15 protein-coding genes are annotated in these 19,759 nt (G+C 34.8%); all 15 read left to right on the forward strand.

Annotated elements, in window-relative coordinates:
* Positions 1-2 precede the first annotated feature (2 nt).
* The 15 genes from ALLST_RS0103275 to brxC all read left to right on the forward strand — a co-directional run bounded on the left by ALLST_RS0103275 (position 3) and on the right by brxC (position 19,753).
* Positions 3-1,163, forward strand: coding sequence for a MupG family TIM beta-alpha barrel fold protein (locus tag ALLST_RS0103275; protein WP_019892630.1), 1,161 nt, complete (start codon positions 3-5; stop codon positions 1,161-1,163).
* 207 nt (positions 1,164-1,370) lie between these two features.
* The gene (locus ALLST_RS0103280) at positions 1,371-2,804 is read left to right on the forward strand and encodes a glycoside hydrolase family 1 protein (RefSeq protein ID WP_019892631.1); all 1,434 of its coding nucleotides are present in this window, start codon (positions 1,371-1,373) and stop codon (positions 2,802-2,804) included.
* A gap of 4 nt (positions 2,805-2,808) precedes the next feature.
* A complete protein-coding gene (locus ALLST_RS0103285; protein WP_019892632.1) occupies positions 2,809-5,202 on the forward strand; it encodes a glycoside hydrolase family 3 N-terminal domain-containing protein in 2,394 nt (797 codons plus the stop codon).
* A 10-nt stretch (positions 5,203-5,212) separates the two neighbouring features.
* A complete protein-coding gene (locus ALLST_RS0103290) occupies positions 5,213-6,682 on the forward strand; it encodes a glycoside hydrolase family 1 protein (protein ID WP_019892633.1) in 1,470 nt (489 codons plus the stop codon).
* Positions 6,682-7,518: a Cof-type HAD-IIB family hydrolase gene (locus tag ALLST_RS0103295; RefSeq protein ID WP_019892635.1), complete on the forward strand. Its 837-nt coding sequence runs from the start codon at positions 6,682-6,684 to the stop codon at positions 7,516-7,518. The genes ALLST_RS0103290 and ALLST_RS0103295 overlap by 1 nt, the downstream gene beginning before the upstream one ends.
* A 323-nt stretch (positions 7,519-7,841) precedes the next feature.
* Positions 7,842-8,444: a hypothetical protein gene (locus ALLST_RS0103300; RefSeq protein WP_156816557.1), complete on the forward strand. Its 603-nt coding sequence runs from the start codon at positions 7,842-7,844 to the stop codon at positions 8,442-8,444.
* Between the two features lie 193 nt (positions 8,445-8,637).
* Complete coding sequence (locus ALLST_RS0103305; protein WP_019892637.1) at positions 8,638-8,850, forward strand: 4Fe-4S binding protein; 213 nt, start codon at positions 8,638-8,640, stop codon at positions 8,848-8,850.
* Positions 8,831-9,406 (forward strand): 4Fe-4S binding protein, encoded by a 576-nt coding sequence (locus ALLST_RS0103310; protein WP_019892638.1) that lies wholly within the window; start codon positions 8,831-8,833, stop codon positions 9,404-9,406. Before ALLST_RS0103305 ends, ALLST_RS0103310 begins: the two co-directional genes overlap by 20 nt.
* Positions 9,403-9,684, forward strand: coding sequence for an ArsR/SmtB family transcription factor (locus ALLST_RS0103315; RefSeq protein WP_019892639.1), 282 nt, complete (start codon positions 9,403-9,405; stop codon positions 9,682-9,684). The genes ALLST_RS0103310 and ALLST_RS0103315 overlap by 4 nt, the downstream gene beginning before the upstream one ends.
* A 654-nt stretch (positions 9,685-10,338) precedes the next feature.
* Positions 10,339-11,013, forward strand: a complete 675-nt coding sequence (locus ALLST_RS0103320) for a class I SAM-dependent methyltransferase (RefSeq protein ID WP_211215112.1) — start codon at positions 10,339-10,341, stop codon at positions 11,011-11,013.
* On the forward strand, positions 10,974-13,493 hold the full coding sequence (locus tag ALLST_RS0103325; protein WP_019892641.1) for a DEAD/DEAH box helicase family protein: 2,520 nt from the start codon (positions 10,974-10,976) through the stop codon (positions 13,491-13,493). Before ALLST_RS0103320 ends, ALLST_RS0103325 begins: the two co-directional genes overlap by 40 nt.
* An 83-nt stretch (positions 13,494-13,576) precedes the next feature.
* Positions 13,577-14,500, forward strand: coding sequence for a DUF4268 domain-containing protein (locus ALLST_RS0103330; RefSeq protein ID WP_019892643.1), 924 nt, complete (start codon positions 13,577-13,579; stop codon positions 14,498-14,500).
* A gap of 548 nt (positions 14,501-15,048) precedes the next feature.
* A complete protein-coding gene (locus ALLST_RS0103335; RefSeq protein WP_019892644.1) occupies positions 15,049-15,654 on the forward strand; it encodes a DUF1819 family protein in 606 nt (201 codons plus the stop codon).
* An 8-nt stretch (positions 15,655-15,662) separates the two neighbouring features.
* Positions 15,663-16,214: a DUF1788 domain-containing protein gene (locus ALLST_RS0103340; RefSeq protein ID WP_019892645.1), complete on the forward strand. Its 552-nt coding sequence runs from the start codon at positions 15,663-15,665 to the stop codon at positions 16,212-16,214.
* Positions 16,215-16,225: 11 nt separating this feature from the next.
* Positions 16,226-19,753, forward strand: coding sequence for a BREX system P-loop protein BrxC (gene brxC / locus ALLST_RS0103345; protein WP_019892646.1), 3,528 nt, complete (start codon positions 16,226-16,228; stop codon positions 19,751-19,753).
* Positions 19,754-19,759 lie beyond the last annotated feature (6 nt).

Below are 19,759 nucleotides of genomic sequence, written 5' to 3' on the forward strand. Positions count from 1 at the left end.
TCATGTTATTAGGCGTATCTGTTTATCCTGAACAAGTTTCGATGGAAGAAATTGATGCATATTTAGCGCTTGCCTCTAAATATGGATTTAAAAAAGTCTTCACCAGTATGTTTTCTGTTGAAGGAACAAAAGAAGAAGTATTTGCCTACTTTAAAAAATTCTGTGATATCGCCCATCAATATGGCATGGTCGTTGATGGGGATTGCAATACGATGTTCTTGCACAAAATGGGGGCAACAGAAAAAAATCTAGCCGTATTTAAAGAGATGGGAACTGACATCATCCGTATGGACATGTGCTATATGGACCAAAGAGATGTGGATTTAATCAACAATGAATATGGAATTCGCATTGAATTATCGGCAGCATTTGTCAAAGCGATTGATACGGCGTTAAAAAATGGAGCAAATCCCAACAACTTCTCGGCTTGTCATAACTTCTATCCAGAACGATATACAGGTGCTGATTTAGCAAGTGTAATGGATGTCAATGAAAAGCTCAAAGCTCTAAATATCCCTGTAGGTATATTTATTTCCAGCAATGTAGAGAATACACATGGTCCATGGCCGGTTCATGATGGCTTGCCAACTTTAGAAGACCATCGTTGGATTGATGTCGAACTGCAAGTACGTCATTTATTATCTTTAGGAAACGTAGACGAAATTATGTTTGGAAATGCGTTTGCGAGTGAAGAAGAGTTCAAAGCAATCGATCAAGTGATGAAAGCTAGCCATGTTCATGTGCCAAGAAATGATGCATTTAAAGATTTTGCGGATTTCTTCCCACATGGTGACTTGGAAAGAGTTCCATTTCGAGTCGATTTAGCAAGCGATGTAACGGATTTAGAAAAAGAAATTTTATTTGATTATCCAGTTCATAGTGCTGGCGAATATACATACTATATGCTTCGTTCTCGATTTACGCGCATGATCTATAAAGATAAACCAATTCCACCTCGTGCTTATGATCAACCTTGTTTTAAACGTGGGGATGTGGTGATTGTCAATGATAATCTCAAACACTACGCTGGAGAAATCCAAATCGTATTACGCGATGATATGAAAGTAGATGGACAACGCAATTATTTAGGAAGTATTCCGCAAAAAGAATTATTCTTATTAGATCAGATGAAATCAGGCAGAACATTTACTTTTATGAAATAAATAATTAAAGAAAGGTGCCTTGTATAGGCACCTTTTTTAAAAGAAAAACCTCTTGATCCAATGTAAAAATCATAAATTGCTCATCCATGATCCAAATCGAATCAACCCATAAAATTTGTGGGGAATTGAATTGGAAGATGAGTATTCATAGATCAAGGGATATTACGAGCAATATCGTGATGTTTCAAGAAATATAGGAGAAGAAAAATGAGTTTTCCAAAAGATTTTAAATGGGGCGCAAGTAGCTCAAGTGCTCAAATTGAAGGGGCATATGATGTAGATGGAAAAGGTTTAACAACTTGGGATTATGAAAAGAAAAAAATTAATCCCGGAACTTGTTCGTTTAAATATGCATCTGATTTCTACCACCATTACAAAGAAGATATCGCTTTGATGGCAGAAATGGGCTTTAAGATGTTTCGTATGTCCATTTCTTGGGCAAGAATCTTTCCAGAAGGGGAAGGCGAAGTTAATGAAAAAGGAATTCAATTCTATAAAGATGTTTTCAAAGAATGTCATAAACATGGAATTGAACCTTTAGTAACGATTTATCATTTTGACCTTCCAGCCGCTTTAGAAGAAAAATATAATGGTTGGCATTCTCGCAAAACGGGCGAAGCTTATGTCGACTACTGCAAAGTTTTATTCGAAAACTTTAAAGATGATGTTCATTATTGGTTAACGAACAATGAATATAACGTCATGATTTATTATGGCGCAATCGATATGATGACTGGAAAAGCGAACGATTTAAATGCTTTATATAATACAGGTCATATCCAGCTCGTTTATATGGCAAAAGCAATTTCTTTATGTCATGAACTGTGCCCAGATGCCAAAATTGGTCCAGCTCCAAACTTATGTGCATGTTATCCAGCAACCGCAAATCCAAAAGATACAATTGCGGCGATGAATATGGAAGATCTGCGCAACAACATGTGGGTGGATCCACTTGTATTTGGTGAATATCCAAAATCGATCAATCAGTATTTCAAATACAACAATATCGTATTAGATATCCAAGATGGCGATATGGAAACGATGAAAAACTGTCATCCAGACTTTATCGGATTTAACTGCTACTCCGATGAAACGATTGAACATTGTGACTTTTATGAAATGGATTGGGATAGTTTAGTCGGTGCAGACAATCGTGATATGTCATATCTTGTCAAACTGACAGAAAAACCAGGTGTTGGAAAAGCCATCAGCAATCCATTCTTTGAAGTGGGTGAAGATGGACACAAATTCGATCCTTATTGCATTCGTGTAACAGCGAGAAAGTTAAGTGATCGTTATCGTTTACCTGTGATTATTACCGAAAACGGATATGGTCGCCCAGATACACTAGAAGAAGATGGAAGTATTCATGATCGTTATCGTATTGAACATTTAAGACGAATGATCGAAGAAATGAATACGGGTATTGAAGAAGGGGCACTCTTATTTGGATATTGCCCATGGTCTGCTGTCGATTTAGTTTCAACACGTGAAGGCATCTCTAAACGATATGGCTTTATTTATGTTGATCGTGATGAAGATGATGAAAAAGCAAAAACAGCCGAAATGAAACGTTATCGCAAAGACAGCTTCTATTGGTACAAAAACGTCATTGCTTCTAATGGAAAGGACTTAGACTAAGACGATGAAACAAGCATCTCAAAGAGTAAAAGACATCCTAAATCGGATGTCGGTTGAAGAAAAAGCGCTACAACTATCTTGTGTTATGCCTTCTTTCGTTCTAGAGCAAGGCGTCTTTGATCGCAAGCGTGCCGAAAAAGAAATGCCTAAAGGAATCGGGCGCATGACCCAATTTGCGGCCGGCTTTAGCGAAGGTCCAGAACAAGCAGCCAAAGGATATAACGAGATCCAAAAATATATGATTGAAAAATGTGGACTTCCAGCTTTAATTCAAAATGAAAGTTCATCCGGAACTGTTGCCGCCGATGCGACAATTTTCCCGGTTCCAATTGCTTTAGCTAGTACTTTTGAACCGGAACTGTCCTACAAAATGGGCAAAGTGATCGCAGATGAAGGAAAAGCGATTGGCGTGCATGCGATGATGTCACCAGTAGCGGATATTAGCCGTGATGCAAGATGGGGTCGTGTGGATGAAACATTTGGTGAAGATCCTTTATTGAGTGCCCGTTTTACCAGTGAAGAAGTTCGTGGGATTCAAGGTGAAGATTACACAAAACACTGCCAAGCTTTAGCAAAACACTGGGTTGGTTATGGGGCAAGTGAAGGCGGCATTAACTGCGCAACGATCAATATTGGAAAAAAAGAATTGTTTGAAGTATATGCCACCCCATTTGCGGCTGCGATTCAAGAAAATGATATGCAAAGCATTATGGTGACCTATAGTGAAATCGATGGTCGACCAATGTCGATCAATCCTGAATATACGCAAAAGATTTTACGTGAAGACTTAGGTTTTACGGGTATTGCGGTTTGTGATGGTTTGTCCATTCCACGTGTAATTGAAACACAAGGCATTAGTGCTTCGCGAGAAGAACTAGCTGGTATGGCTTTAAAAGCTGGAATTGATGCCGACACCATGATCACAACGGTGTATAACCATATCGTTGAAGGGGTTAAACAAGGTTTAGTCGATGAAAAAGATTTAGATGCAGCCGTATTAAGAACATTACAAGCGCGTGAAGAAATGGGCTTATTCGATAATCCATTTGTGGATCCAACAAAAGCCAAAGAGATTTATGATGATCCAACTGCGGATGCTTTAAGTGAAGAAATCGCCCAAAAATCAATTGTATTATTGAAAAATGATGGCATTCTTCCACTTCAAAATGAAAAGAAAAAGATTGCGTTGATTGGACCATTTGCCACTCGTCTGCAAACTTTCTTTGGTGGATATGCTTATCCAGCAATGATGGGATCGTTCTTGGAAATGTGTGTTGATCCAAGTGTTGCAGTTCATATGGAAGGATTCCGTGAAATGGCGCAAAGAATGTTTGATATCGAAAGCATGAAAGCCAAGATGTATAAAGATCCTTCCAAATCCTTTGCACAAAACTTCGATGACTACCTCCATGAAACACTCGGCACAATGTCTTTAACTGACGCTTTACAAGAAGAATTATCCAATGTTGAAATCGTTAGCTATGGTGCTTCTTTAAATTGTGAAAATTATAAAGACCATCTTGAACAAGCAAAACAAGTTGCCCAAGATGCCGACATTGTTGTTTTGGCCCTTGGCGAAGTAACAGGACAAGGAAAAGATGCGACAAGTGGTGAAGGCGTGAATCATCCTGATTTGACATTGCCATTCCATCAAGAAGAACTGGTCGATATCGTGCATGAATTAGGTAAGCCAAGCGTTCTCGTGTTATTTAATGGTCGTGCTTTAGCGTTGGGAAATGTTGAACCAAAAGTGAATGCGATTGTCGAAGCATGGTATCCAGGACCAGCGGGGGGAAGACCGGTTGCCAAAGTGTTATCAGGACGCTTTAACCCACAAGGTCATTTGCCAGTTACATTCCCACAAATTAGTGCACAATGTCCAATTTATTATGGCCATAAAACGGGAAGTGGGTATATGACGATTAAACAAACAGCAGATCCGGCAGTCATGCAACCGTTATATCCATTTGGCTATGGACTCAGTTATACAAACTTCGAATTATCGAATTTACATTATGATGAACGTGTCGAAACAGGCGCTTCATTTAAAGTGAGTATCGATATCAAAAATACCGGTGCCATAGCGGGAAGTGATGTGATTCAAATTTATACTCATTCAAAATGTCCAACCATCAATCGCCCAATTAAAGAATTAAGAGCATTTACAACGGTTGATCTTCAACCAAATGAGAAAAAAACAATTGAATTCGAATTAGATACAAGAGCATTTGGCTATTTTAATTTTGAAGATCAATTCGTCATTGAAAATCGCCCGCAAGAATTGTTTATTTGTGATCATTCAAGCAACATTGTATTGCGTGGGGAAGTTCAATTTGTTGGAAAAACAAAAGAGATCTTACATGATCGCGTATTTAACTTTAAAGTAGAAGAAAAATAGGAGGAAGAATATGTTTCCAAAAGACTTTTTATGGGGTGGTGCTACAGCAGCAAACCAATTTGAAGGAGCATGGGATGTAGATGGAAAAGGTGTCAGCACATCCGATTGTTGCACACGAGGCTCTTTAACTTCTGTGCGTCATGTCACTTATCAAACAGAAGATGGTCAAGTGGAATCCAAAATCATGTTTGGATTGGATGCGCCAAAAGGGGCAAAATTCGGAGCTTTTGATGGATATGATTATCCAAGCCACGAAGGAATTGATTTTTATCATCATTACAAAGAAGACATCGCTTTATTTGCGGAAATGGGATTTAAAACATTCAGAATGTCAATTAACTGGACACGAATTTTCCCAAATGGTGATGATGAACAACCAAACGAAAAAGGATTACAGTTCTATGAAGACGTCTTCAAAGAATTAAAGAAATATGGCATTGAACCACTTGTAACGTTATCTCATTATGAAACACCAATCGCACTAACCAACAAATGGAATGCATGGGCAGATCGGCGCACGATCGATTGTTTCGTTCGCTATGCCAAAACTTGTTTTGAACGCTATAACGGATTGGTTAAATATTGGCTGACCTTTAACGAAATCAACTGCATTTCCTTTGGTGGCTTTATGGCTGCGGGGGTAGCATCTAGAGATCCACTGATGATCGCAAATGCGACAAGAAACCAATTGTTAGCGAGTGCTTTAGCTGTGCAAGAGGCACATATAGTCAACCCAGATATGATGGTTGGAAATATGATTGGCTATGGCGCAAGTTATCCTTATACATGTAATCCAGAAGATGTTCTCAAACAAAGAAAATCTCAATACAATGTCGACTTCTATTCTGATGTACAAGCAAGAGGATATTATCCAAACTACAAATTGAAAGAATACGAAAGAGCAAATCTTGATTTTGAATTAACAAAAGAAGATCAAGAAATCTTAGCAAATGGGACAGTCGATTTCATTACGTTCTCTTACTACATGTCAAATTGCGTGAGCGCAGATCCTGAAGTCTTAGCAAACCAAAAAGGAAATATGTTAATGGGGGTTAAAAATCCTTATTTAACAGAAAGTGAATGGGGATGGCAAATTGACCCAGTTGGATTACGCATTTCTTTAAATGACTTCTATACAAAATATCGTAAACCATTAATGGTTGTCGAAAATGGTTTAGGTGCAAGAGATATAGTCACTGAAGATGGCCAAATCCACGATGATTATCGTATTGATTATTTAAGAGCACATATCGAACAAATGGATAAAGCAATCAATGAAGACGGTGTAGATTTGATTGGCTATACACCTTGGGGTTGCATCGATTTAGTCAGTGCTTCTACGGGTGAAATGGCAAAACGTTATGGATTTATCTATGTCGATATTCAAGATGATGGAACAGGCGATGGCAAACGAATGAAAAAAGATTCCTTCTACTGGTATAAAAAAGTCATCGCATCCAATGGAGCGGATTTAGATTAATGAGTCAGTTTGCGGTATTTATCGATATTGATGGAACACTGATTGACGATGAACAAAAATATCGTCCAAGTGCAAAATATGCGATTCAACAAGCACGGAAAAATGGCCATAAAGTGTTTTTGAGCACCGGTCGCTGCAAAGCGGAAATCTTTGATTATATTTTCGATATCGGATTTGATGGTTTGATCGGCTCAAGTGGGGGCTATATAGAAGTGGATCATCAAGTTCTTCGCCATTTAACTTTTAAAGATGAAGATATCCAACGATTAGTAGAATATTTCAAAGAAAATGGGATTGGTTATTATTTAGAGTGTAATCATGGAACATTTGCGGATGAAATTTATCGCGATTGGTTTATTTCTGTTTTAAAAAGTCTTGGAAATGACTTTGATTCATCACTTTTTGAAGCATTTATGAGTCATGTTAATTGGATCGATGAAACAACAACGATCAAAGAAGTGAACAAGATTTCGTTTGCGACATCTAAAATTCCTTATGATTTGATCTATAAAAAGTTATGCGATGACTTTGATGTCATTCGCAACACAGTCGGTATTTTAGAAGCCGATAGTGGTGAAATTAGCCTAAAAGGAGTCAATAAAGCTCAAGCGATTGAGTTTGTCATCCATCATTTAGGATTGAACGACGTAAAAGTAATGGCCATTGGCGATTCGGAAAACGATATTGAAATGTTAGAGTATGCCAATATCGGTATTGCGATGCGCACAGGAAGCGAAAAACTAAAAGCAATTGCGGATGAGTTAACCGGATCTCCTAAAGAAGATAGCATTTATGATTGCTTTGTGAAACACGGTTTGATTGAACCGATGCAATAAAAGCAGGATCCAAGTAGAACTGGATATAGTTTAGTCCGATTCAATCCTGCAAGTGGTAAAGTCAACAAACTGTTTAAAAGTTTGTTGTATTAGAATTTAGATATTTATATCAAGACGAGAATAAAAGAAGAGTCGACCTTCTATAAAAGGAAATTGATTCTCGATTAGATTCTCGTCTTTTTTAGTGTGTTTGTCGATTTGATTTATTCTTTTGGATCTTGATGAAGCCGAATACTAATAGAAGAAAAAATGAACATATATAAATAATTATTGTGAAAAGTTAGAAATAAGGAGAGAAGCGTGGTATAAAAAAGTCAAAGAGATTGTTAAATAAGAAAGGAGAGCAGGTCATGGGACAATATGATAATTACGATAATACTGCAAATATCGAAAGGGCACAAAAAAGACTGGATAAACTGATGCGTAAGCGTAAACCCAATCCACAAAAAATCGCCCAAGCAAAACAAGAACTTGAAAATGAGAAGTTATTTCAGCACTGTCAAATTTTCAAAAGTTTTAATGGCCGAGCGCCAAATGAAAATGTCAGATTCAACGATGATCGCCGACTGATTTGGTTTTATGGAGATGTAATTCCTTATGATGCACTTTCTGCCTATTCGATCAAAGAGAAAAAAATTCAAAAGTCTTATACAAAAACGAAAACGAAAGGGGCACTTTCCCGAGCGATTGTTGGGGGCATGCTTGCAGGGGAATTAGGGGCAATTGTTGGAGCGGCATCCGCTGATACGATTACCGAAACTAAAGATTATGAAATAGGGCAAGGTTTTGTGATTACTCTTCAAACAAAAAATGGAAATGCGTACTCTATGGATATTGAAAATGATGGTTTTATAAACAATAAGTTCCATCCAAAGTGGTATGAAGTAGCAGAAAAACTATCATCGATTATGCATCAAAAAATCTAAACGAAATAATAAGGCGCAAGATTTCAAGAGTTTTAAGCTCGATGAATCTTGCGCTTTTCATATATGAAAAGAGAGATCTTCTTTTTCGTCTAAAAAAACAAGTTTAGGGAATATGAAACTCAGAAATTAAAAATTGACAGAAAAGTTCTCGTTCATTAATATATAAGTAATAACTTATATATTAGGAGGGCATATGCGCAAAAAACGACTTGCGAGTGTACAAACAGATTGCGTAGCTTGTGGAACTTGTATGAAAGTTTGTCCACGACAGGCGATTAGTATTTATAAAGGGATTAGAGCGATGATTGATCCAAATCGATGTGTTGGGTGTGGATTATGTAAAAAAGAATGTCCAGCGAATGCGATTGTCATTGAGGAAAAAGTGTATGAAGAAACATTGGTATGATTATTTATGGATCGTCAGTCCAATCTATTTAACGTTAGGTTTCTTCAATATTATATATGCGTGGATCGGGCTGATCTTTTTCTTTTTACCTTTACTCTTTGCGATCTTTAAAGGAAACAAAATGTATTGCAACCGATATTGCGACCGTGGCCAGTTTTTATCCATCCTTGGTAAAAAGTTAAAATTATCAAGATATCGAGATACTCCATCCTGGATGAAATCAAAAGCGTTTCGATATGCCTTTTTAGTTTTCTTCTTAGTGATGTTTGCGAATATGTTATACGTTACGTACTTAGTGATGACTGGGGTTAAAGATGGTGGTTCATTTATCAAGTTATTCTGGACTTTCAAAGTACCATGGTCCTTTGCGATCGATCCAACAATCACGCCTTGGGTGAATCAATTTGCGCTAGGTTTTTATAGTTTGATGCTAACGAGTACTTTGATTGGTGTCATTGTGATGATCTTATATAAACCAAGAACATGGTGCGGCTTCTGTCCAATGGGAACGATGACGCAAACGATTTGCGCAATTAAAGCGAAAGAAAAATTATGATAGAACATGCTCGAAAAGTATCGGAACTTTTAAAAGCGATTGCGAATGAAAATCGGTTAATCATCTTATGTGTTTTATTAGAAAAAGAAATGAGTGTAAATGAAATTCATAACTATGTACCGAACATCACCCAACCCGCTTTATCTCAACATTTAAACTATTTACAAAAGCACGAATGTATCAAGTGCCGTAAAGATGGACAACACGTGCTTTATTCAATTAAAGATGAACATCTAAAAGCTTTGTTTAATACGATTAAGAAGGAATACTGTCAATAAGATTGGACTTTAACTAAGGATATGTTATTTGCGAAATATACATAGTTCTAAATTTATGAATAAACGACTTCTTGATTAAATTTTAACTGATCTTATTTCATCAATTTATTTATCCAACTCTGAAGCTCTTTTTGAAATCAGACACGACGATTTAAAGTGTGTCATTTTCAAAAAGAGCTTTTTTGCATAAGAAGTAGTATGTTAACTCTTTCTTTGGCAAAGTTAAGCAGTCGAATAAATATAGAAGTGTTTCATCAGTATGTATGATTTACGGTTGTAAAGTAACAAAATGATTCATGATCATAAGGCAATTGAAACTGGAAAAATAAAGAGGGAATTTTGCAACTCACAATAAATATAGGAAAAGGAAATCAATTATAGAATGGTTTTCTTAGGTTTGGCACTTGGGAAAGTTGACTTTTCTTTTCTACATCAATCATATGTTCAATGAGTTATTATGTTTGTTGAATAAGGAAACATTGTTCTAGTTTTATCAATTTTAGAAATCTAATATACGTCTAAATTTATCGCTTATTTGAGATAAGTAGATTAAATTTTGATTGAATTAAATAATGAAAAATCGTCATAATTAGAAATATGCATATATAATTGTAATTATGCATATTGAAGAAGAAAGAAAAGGGAGTGATCGTTGTGCAAAATCTAGAAAACAAAATAGAAGAAAAGAATGTCTCTAAGGAAATAATAGTGAATGATCAATCGGATCAAGTCCAAACAACAACGTTAGATTACTATGAAAAAAATGGGGATTTATTTGCGCAAGATGTCGATCACGTGAACTTCTCACAAATGCAACTAAGGTTTATCTCAAAACTTCCTCAACAGGCAAAAATTCTAGATTTCGGATGTGGTTCAGGAAGAGACTCTCATGCTTTTTTGAATGCAGGATTTGATGTAGAAGCAATTGATGGATCAAAAAAGATGTGTGAAATCGCTCAATCTAAAACAGGATTATCTGTTCGCAATATCCGTTTTGAACAACTGGATGATCAGAACAAATACGATGGAGTATGGGCATGTGCGAGTCTTCTTCATCTGCCGAAAAATGAATTGCCGAAGGTGTTTTCAAAAATCATTGAATCATTGAAAGAAGAGGGAATCTTTTATTCCTCTTTTAAATATGGATCATTTGAAGGCTATCGAAACGGAAGATACTTTACTGATTTTACCGAAAGTTCAATGAATGAATTATTAGAACAATTTCCAGAACTTAAATGTATAGAATCCTGGATTTCTTCAGATGTCCGACCAGGAAGAATGGAGCAAAAATGGCTGAATATCATCGTCCAGAAACAAACAAAATCTTAACTTATCCAGAACGAGTCAATAAGCGGTTTTGGAGTGGGGGAGAAAAAGAAAGCAACAAACTCATTCATCCTATGAAACAAAGTATTGCTCATGCCAAACAAATTGATTTGGTTGTTTCATTTTTAATGGAGTCAGGAGTTCGTTTACTTTTAGAAGATCTTCGAGATGCGATGAACAGACAAGTCCCCATTCGTATTCTTTGTGGAGCTTATATGAGTATTACTGAACCATCTGCTCTAGTCTTATTAAAAAACGAACTCGGACCACATGCAGAATTGCGCATGGATGTGAATTTACGTCGCTCTTTTCATCCGAAGTGCTATATCTTCCATAACGAAAATGGATGTCATGCCTATATCGGTAGTAGCAATTTATCTGCAAGTGCTTTAACGAGTGGAGTGGAATGGAATTATAGAGTCGATTCACAAACGGATTCAATGAACCTTAATCAGATTTGTGAAGAATTTGAAGAACTCTTTGAACAAAGTCGAATCCTCGATGAAGAACTCCTCAATACGTATTGCCAATCTTGGAAAAAGCCACCTATTGTTCGCCAAATTGAATTTGATGATCGGTTAAATGATCAAGAACTTGTTAATCATTCATTAGATACTGTGAAGCCCCATGGTGTACAGATTGAAGCATTATATGCATTAAAGAAAACGAGAGAAAACGGAAACAAAAAAGCAATGATACAAGCGGCAACCGGTGTTGGAAAAACATATCTTGCTGCATTTGATTCTCTTGAATTTCAAAAGGTTCTTTTTGTCGCACACCGTAAAGAAATATTAGAACAAGCTGCAAGAAGCTTTTATCATGTAAGACCAGATCAATCTTTGGGCTTTATTGATGGCGATCATAAAGATATGGATCAAGATCTAACTTTCGCATCCGTGGCAACGCTTTGTTCAGACAATATCTTACAAGAAGATGCCCTTGCTCCAGATACGTTTGATTACATCATCATTGATGAGTTTCATCATGCGGCTGCGCACTCTTATTCTAAAATTTTAAATTACTTCAAACCAAAGTTTCTTTTAGGATTAACCGCAACTCCACAAAGAATGGATGGCCGATCTGTCTATGCACTTTGTGACTTTAATGTGCCTTATTCCATTAACTTACAATCAGCCATTAATCGCGGACTCCTTGTCCCATTTCGCTACTATGCCATATACGATAAAGTGGACTATTCGATAATGCGTAAGTCCAATGGAAGATTGAATATTCAAGATTTAGAAGAAGCTTATTCATTGAATATTGAAAGAAATCAAAACATCCTCAAACACTATCGAAAATATCCTTCTAAACAAGCAATCGGATTTTGCGCAAGTAAAAACCATGCTCTACAGATGTCTCGCTTCTTTAATGAAAATGGAATATTAGCAGCTGCAGTATATTCAGGTAGTAAAGATGATCAATATACGATGACCAGACAAAAAGCACTAGATGAACTTCGCCAAGAAAACCTGCAAATCATCTTTACTGTAGACTTGTTTAATGAAGGTTTAGATGTCAATACAATTGATCTTGTTCTTTTCCTTCGCCCAACAGAATCCCCAACTATTTTTCTTCAACAACTGGGAAGAGGATTAAGATTAGCCCCCAATAAACAGTATTTGACCGTCCTTGATTTTATTGGCAACTACGATAAAGCAGCAATGGCGCCTGCTTTATTAGCGAATATCACCTCTAGACAAGTGTGTTTAAAAACAATTCAAAATCCGATTCTTCCCGACAATTGTTTCATGGATTTTGATCTCGAACTCATTGATCTATTTGAAGAAAATCATAATCTTATGAAATCTGATACTCAGTGGCTTCAAGAAGAGTTTGGACGAATTCAAGATTTACTTGGACATCGCCCTACACAAAAAGAATTGTTTGAAAATCTAGATGATGATTTATTGCACAAAGTACTCGCCAATTCAAAAATCAATCCATTTCGCGATTATTTGCGCTTTTTAAAGACACTTCAAGTACTAACTCCAGAAGAAGAAAAACTCCAAAATTCTGTTGCTGGAAAGTTTTTGATTTGTCTGCAACAAACGAGTATGACTAAGGTTTATAAAATGCCCGTATTAATGAGCTTTATTGAACCATTAGGTAAACACATACGAAAAACTATTACCGAAAAACAAGTGTTAGAAGTATGGAAAGAGTTTTTTGATCTAAGAGAAAACTGGCGAGATTTAGCGAAGAAAAATCAAACCAACATGACCTATCTAGATTTTAAAGACATTACTGATGCCCAACACTTAGCGAAGATTAAAGATCAACCAGTTAAATTTCTTTTGAAAAGCGAATCAGAGTTTTTCAAAAAATCGGCTAACGGTGTCTTAGAACTTTCTGATCATCTCGATCCCTGGCTAGATGATTCACTCTTTATCGAACATATACTCAATTGTTTAGAATATCGAATCGAATCTTATTACTTTAAAAAAGGATATCTAACCTCAAAAGAGAGTCCACTGAATTAAACGAAAAGGTCTATTTTCACTATCTGGCGATTTCATAAATGATGATTTGATCGCTAATTATATGTTAAGGAGGAATAGCATCGATGCAGTTAGGAAGACTGAAAGAAATTAAAGATTTAAGAAGAGTATGGAAACATGAAGCGTTAGATTTTACTCCTTGGCTTGCACAAGAAGATAATCTTGCGCTCCTCGCCGATGCTGTGGATTTGGAAATTACTCTTGATGAAACTGAGTCAAGTGTTGGGAATTTCAATGTTGACATTTATGCAACTGAAACAGGCACAGATCGAAAAATTATCATTGAGAATCAACTTGAAGATACTAATCACGATCACCTTGGTAAATTGATTACATATGCATCAGGTAAATCTGCCGATATTGTGATTTGGGTAGTAAAAAGAGCAAGGGAAGAACATCGCTCTGCTATTGAATGGCTAAATAATCATACAGATGAAAATATTGCCTTCTTTTTGGTTGAAATCAAACTATATCAAATTGGCAACTCGGACATTGCTGTTAAATTTGAAGTGGTGGAAAAGCCAAATGATTGGGTAAAGGAAATTAAGCGCAACACCAGTAATTCTCCCACGTTACAAGCACGATATGATTATTGGGTTGCTTTCAACGATTATGCATTTCAAAACCAGGCATTCGCAGGAGAGTTTGGTAAAAGAAAGGCGAGTACCGACCATTGGATGGATATGAGTGTGGGGTCTTCTGCTTGTCATATTGTAATAAACCAGATTCGCAAAGATAATCGGTTAGTAGTGGAATGGTATATATCTGATGATAAAGATTTATTCCATAAGCTATATTCATTCAAATCTGAAATTGAGTCAGAGATGGGGATGAAACTAGAATGGAGAGAATTACCAGAAAAGAAAGCAAGTAGAATTCTTATTTCTCATCCAGTAGATTTTGATCATAAAGATAAGTGGGTTGAACAGTTTGATTGGACCATCGACGTAGCAATGAAGATGAAGAAAGTATTTAAGAAATATTTATAAATAAGTAAATCCTCGATTTGATTTGAGATTTATTAATTGATCATGTTAATTCGAATGAAGTTAAATAGACGATAAAACTTCTGACTAACTAAATTGTTCGAAAAGTTGTATGGGTTAACGATCATACAGTTTTAACTAATGGAAAAGAAACAGAATTTGATATATGGAAACTAAAACTATTGTCTTATATTTTGATCATCACGTAATATGGTTCAAAACGAGATAATTGAAATGTGCTCAATACAGGACAATTGCTTACTCAGGATATTAAATGCGACGTTTGGGTTAGGTATTACATAAGAAAATTAAACTTGTAAATCCCCAATGCAATATGTGTGCAAATGAATACTAAAGATTCTTAATCAAAATAGGCATATAACGACATAGTAAGCAAAAAATTAGGCTGTTTAATGTTACTTCTGAAGATAAACGTCAGAAGAGAGATTCATTATAGACTTGACGATCATAACATGATCGTCAAATAAAGGAGATCTTTAATATTCAAAAAATTAATCTTCGCAGTTGTCTTAAAAGGAGGTAGTGCTTAGATGGTGATGAATTTACCTTATAAGGCAGTTATAACAAGAGAACAATTTCTTTTTCACGAAATGCGTATTGTAGCCAAACTAATGATGGATGGAATTGAAGACAAACAAATCATTAATTTAGTGACTAGTGAAAACTTATTCCAATATCCCACTGAAAAAATGATAAAAAACATAGCTAGAGTTTGTATTGCACGTTTACGTACAATTGATAGTGATTTATTAGTAGAACAAATCGCAAGAGGATCAAGTGAGAGTGCAAAACAAATATGTTTGTATGCAATGATTAAGTATTATCGTATTGTGTATGACTTCATGGTTACGGTGATTGGAGAAAAGTATCGTACAAAGGATTATTCGTATTCAAAAGTGGACATTAGCATATTCTTTACTCGTTTACAGGAACAAGTAGAAAATGTATCAACATGGAAGGTTTCTACGATTTCAAAAAATAAACAAGTGTTAACTAAATTACTTGTTGATAATGGATATTTAGATTCTATAAAATCAACACAATTAAATCCTATTTTGATTGATTTGAATTTAAAAAAAATATGTAAGGAAAGAAATGAGTATGCGATTTTAGCAGCATTCAATTGTTTTGAGTAGGTGAATATATGAGTGGTATAAGCAAACGATTAGATGATTTAAGAAATGCAATTCAACAAGATGATTTCTTAGAAGGAAAAGGTTTAAGCAATGAAGTGAATATACGTATGTTTTGTTATGAACCAAAAGAAGAAATGATAGTTCGACATTTCTTAGATCAATTAGCGAATGATCATTTAAATTGTCGCATTGTGCATTACGATTTATACGAAGTTTTTCTAAAAATTTGTGAACAAAAGCGTATCTTAGATGGTATTCCCAAACTTGAAGAAAAAAGAGGAAAAGAATTTTTAGAAAAACAATTTATGAAGATGTGTGATTCAAAGATGTTTGCTTCTATGCTGAAATATGACAATGAAACAAAAAGAGATGTGATCATATTATCTGGTGTTGGAAAAGTATTTCCGTTTATGAGAGTTCATAGTTTACTTGAGGCAATGCAACCGATGTTCAGTGTTCCGATTGTTGTTCTATACCCAGGAACATTTGATGGACATTATTTAAAACTGTTTAACAAATTAAAAGCGAATGAGTATTATCGTGCCTTTAATTCACTATAAGGGGAATAATTATGAAAATTAAAGAGATGTTTAAAGATGATATTAATCGTCAGATTAATGGAGTCGTACAAGTAGAACAAAAGAAAGAAGATGTAATTGAACAAGAATTACGAGAATATGTTGTTACATCAGAATTGAAAAAGCATTTTGTGAAATTTTTTGATTCGTACTCTGATTCTTTTGATAATCCTACTGACAATGTTGGGGTATGGATTACAGGTTTTTTTGGTAGTGGTAAATCTCATTTCTTAAAGATGCTATCTTATTTGTTATCCAATAAAATCGTTGCCGGTAAACCAACGATTGAATACTTTAGAGAGAAATTTGATGATGAATTAACATTCATGAATATTGAGAAGTCTACAAGTGTTCCTACAGAAACAATTCTATTTAATATCGATGTAGAAGGATCAATTAATAAAGATGATACAGCGGTTTTACGCGTGTTTTCTAAAGTTTTTTATGATCATTTGGGTTTTTACGGAAATGATTTAAAAGTAGCTAAACTTGAACAATTTATTACTAAAAAAGGAAAAATGGATACGTTTAAACAAGTATTTGAAGACAAAAATGGGGATACTTGGGAAAACACTCGAAATACAATCGCTTTCTTTGAAGATGATGTAGTTGAAACGCTTGTCGAAGTTTTAGGAATGAGTGAAACAGCTGCTAGACATTGGTTTGATTCAAGTGAAGAAATTGATTTGAATATTGGCCAATTGGTTGATGAAATCAATGAATATGTAAATTCTAAACCAGAAGGATTTAGATTATTATTTATGATCGATGAAGCTGGTCAATATATTGGTACCAATACGAGTATGTTATTAAATCTTCAAACCTTGATTGAAAAGATTGGATCGACTTGTCGAGGAAAAGTGTGGATTGTAGCGACAGGACAAGAAGCGTTAGACGACATGATTAAAGTACGCCAAGATGAGTTTTCGCGTATTATGGCACGTTTTAAAGTACGTTTAAGTTTAACTTCTTCCAGTGTAGGAGAAGTAATAGAAAAACGTTTATTAACAAAAACTGAATCTGCAACGAACACGTTAGAAATGGTTTATGAAAATAATGATTCTATATTGCGCAATCTTTATGCTTTTGATACAGACGTTAAAGATATAAGGGGATATTCGAGTGAAGATCAATTTGTAAAAGTATTCCCATTCGTTCCTTATCAATTTGTTTTGATGCAAAAAGTGTTTAACGAAATCAGAAAACATGGACATGCAGGTAAGCATCAATCAAGCGGAGAACGTTCTATGCTTAACGGATTCCAAGAATCAGCGCAAAAAGTTCAAGAACGTAATGAATTAAGTGTTGTTCCATTATATGAGTTTTATGACACCTTACATAGTTTCCTTGATACGGCAGTACGTGGAGTAGTTGAAAGAGCTGAAAAAGCAGCTAATGATCATTTGGGATTAACAAATAAGGATGTAGATTTATTAAAATTATTGTATTTAATCCGCTATATTGATGATGTGAAATCAAATGTTGAAAATATCACGATTTTAATGGCAGATTCCATTACTGTTGACAAATTAATGTTGAAAAAAGAAGTCCAAGAATCATTAGAACGACTACAAAGACAAAACTATGTAGCTCGAAATGGTGAAATTTATACTTTCTTAACAGATGAAGAACAAGATATTGCCCGTGAAATTAAAAATACACCAGTAGATACCGCCAAGATTATTAGTGGTATTGGTAACGTGATTTTCTCTGATATTTATATGTCGAAGAAGTTTCGTTATGAAGGAAAGTATGACTTCTCATTTGATGAAGCCATTGATAATACAAATATTGGTAGTACAACAGGTGGCATGAAATTACGCTTTGTGACCATTGCGGCTGATCCAAATGAATCAGAAGAACATAGTTTGCTTGTGAAATCTAAAAATCATGAAGCTATTTGCGTATTGTCCAATGAATATCCATATTTTGAGTATTTAGAAATGGCTTTAAAAATTGAAAAATATGCATCTCAAAAAGGTTCGGCTCATTTGCCAGAAACAATCGAAAAAATTATAAGGGATAAAAGAACAGAAGCAAATCGACTAAGAACCCAAGTTAAACAATTTTTAGAACAAGCAATCATAGAAGGTAAGTATTATATTGATGGACAAATCGTTTCTTTATCTGGTTCCAATGCTAAAGATAAAATTAATAAGGCATTAGAATATTTAGTGAAATACACTTATACGTATTTAAATATGATTGAAGTTAATCATGAATCGGATAACAATATTCTTTCTATATTAAATGAGGCACAAGAAAGAAAATATGATGGAAGATGTAATAACCAAGAAGCGTGCGATGAAGTAGAAAATTATTTGGGAAATCAAGCGAAGATGAATCATTCTACCTCTATGGCAGAAATTCATTCTCGTTATTCAAGTATACCTTATGGTTGGCGTGAGATTGATATAGCAGCTGTTATCGCACAATTAATTCGTGATCAGAAAGTGACGATAAAATATTCGGGAATGACAATTCAAGCAACTGATCATCGTATCGTGGAATTATTACGTAAAAAAAATGAAATTGGAAAGACAATGGTGTCTAAACGAGAAGAAATTCCTACTTCTAAGTTACAACGGGCTAAAAAATTATTAAGAGAATATTTCGAGGTTATGGATTTGCCAAATGATGAAGATGGTTTGATCCATTTTATCAATTCTAAATTTGGTGATCAAAAAATTCGTTACTCCCAATTGTTAAAGGAATATAATACAAGGTTATATCCTGGAAGGGAAACAATCACTGAAGCAATAAATATAATTAATGATATAAAATTGTGCTCAACTGATAATATCGCTTTGATCAATAAATTAGTGGAATCAGAAGATGATTTATTGGATAACAAAGATGATATGCAAGACGTAGAAAACTTTTTTGCGACGCAAAAAAACGTATATGATAACGCTCTGAATTTTATTGAAAGAGTTAGAGAGGAAAGTGATTATTTCGAAAATTTAGATGACGTAAATCATGCAATTTCAGAAATTAAGCGCATAACAACACCATCAAATCAATATAAGTATTCCAAAATTAAAGATTTAAATACCTATATTTCAATAATCAATGATGCACGAGAAAAATTGATGCTAAGTAAACGCAATGAAGTAAATGATTTAATTGAGCAATGCATAACAGAATTAGAATTCAAAGCCCAAGAAGATAAAAGAATGCAATCAATTCTAGAACAAGCTATAAATACTTTTAGTGAAAAACGTAATGAAGTATTACGCATCGATGGCTTGGCATTGTTGGATGCTAAAAAACAAATATTGAGTCAGTTAAAAGATCAATATATCTCCAAAATGGATAAATGTATTGTTAAAGACGAACAAAAAATACCGGGTACTAATGGTAATGCAGAAACAAGAAACATAAGAAAACAATTTTATAAACAGGTATTATTCCCAAATACAATAATCACTAATGAAGAAGATGTTAATCATTATGTTGAAGAAATGAGAACGAAATTATTAGAAGTGTTAAAAGATGTTGATGAGTTAACGATTAAATGAGGAGTC

The sequence above is a fragment of the Allobaculum stercoricanis DSM 13633 genome (assembly GCF_000384195.1).
GTDB lineage: Bacteria > Bacillota_I > Bacilli_A > Erysipelotrichales > Erysipelotrichaceae > Allobaculum > Allobaculum stercoricanis.

Bases quoted from the DNA above. Each gene is read 5' to 3' on its own strand.
- ALLST_RS0103275 (WP_019892630.1), top strand. From the start codon at position 3: ATGTTATTAGGCGTATCTGTTTATCCTGAACAAGTTTCGATGGAAGAA.
- ALLST_RS0103280 (WP_019892631.1), top strand. From the start codon at position 1,371: ATGAGTTTTCCAAAAGATTTTAAATGGGGCGCAAGTAGCTCAAGTGCT.
- ALLST_RS0103285 (WP_019892632.1), top strand. From the start codon at position 2,809: ATGAAACAAGCATCTCAAAGAGTAAAAGACATCCTAAATCGGATGTCG.
- ALLST_RS0103290 (WP_019892633.1), top strand. From the start codon at position 5,213: ATGTTTCCAAAAGACTTTTTATGGGGTGGTGCTACAGCAGCAAACCAA.
- ALLST_RS0103295 (WP_019892635.1), top strand. From the start codon at position 6,682: ATGAGTCAGTTTGCGGTATTTATCGATATTGATGGAACACTGATTGAC.
- ALLST_RS0103305 (WP_019892637.1), top strand. From the start codon at position 8,638: ATGCGCAAAAAACGACTTGCGAGTGTACAAACAGATTGCGTAGCTTGT.
- ALLST_RS0103310 (WP_019892638.1), top strand. From the start codon at position 8,831: ATGAAGAAACATTGGTATGATTATTTATGGATCGTCAGTCCAATCTAT.
- ALLST_RS0103315 (WP_019892639.1), top strand. From the start codon at position 9,403: ATGATAGAACATGCTCGAAAAGTATCGGAACTTTTAAAAGCGATTGCG.
- ALLST_RS0103325 (WP_019892641.1), top strand. From the start codon at position 10,974: ATGGCTGAATATCATCGTCCAGAAACAAACAAAATCTTAACTTATCCA.
- ALLST_RS0103330 (WP_019892643.1), top strand. From the start codon at position 13,577: ATGCAGTTAGGAAGACTGAAAGAAATTAAAGATTTAAGAAGAGTATGG.
- ALLST_RS0103335 (WP_019892644.1), top strand. From the start codon at position 15,049: ATGGTGATGAATTTACCTTATAAGGCAGTTATAACAAGAGAACAATTT.
- ALLST_RS0103340 (WP_019892645.1), top strand. From the start codon at position 15,663: ATGAGTGGTATAAGCAAACGATTAGATGATTTAAGAAATGCAATTCAA.
- brxC (WP_019892646.1), top strand. From the start codon at position 16,226: ATGAAAATTAAAGAGATGTTTAAAGATGATATTAATCGTCAGATTAAT.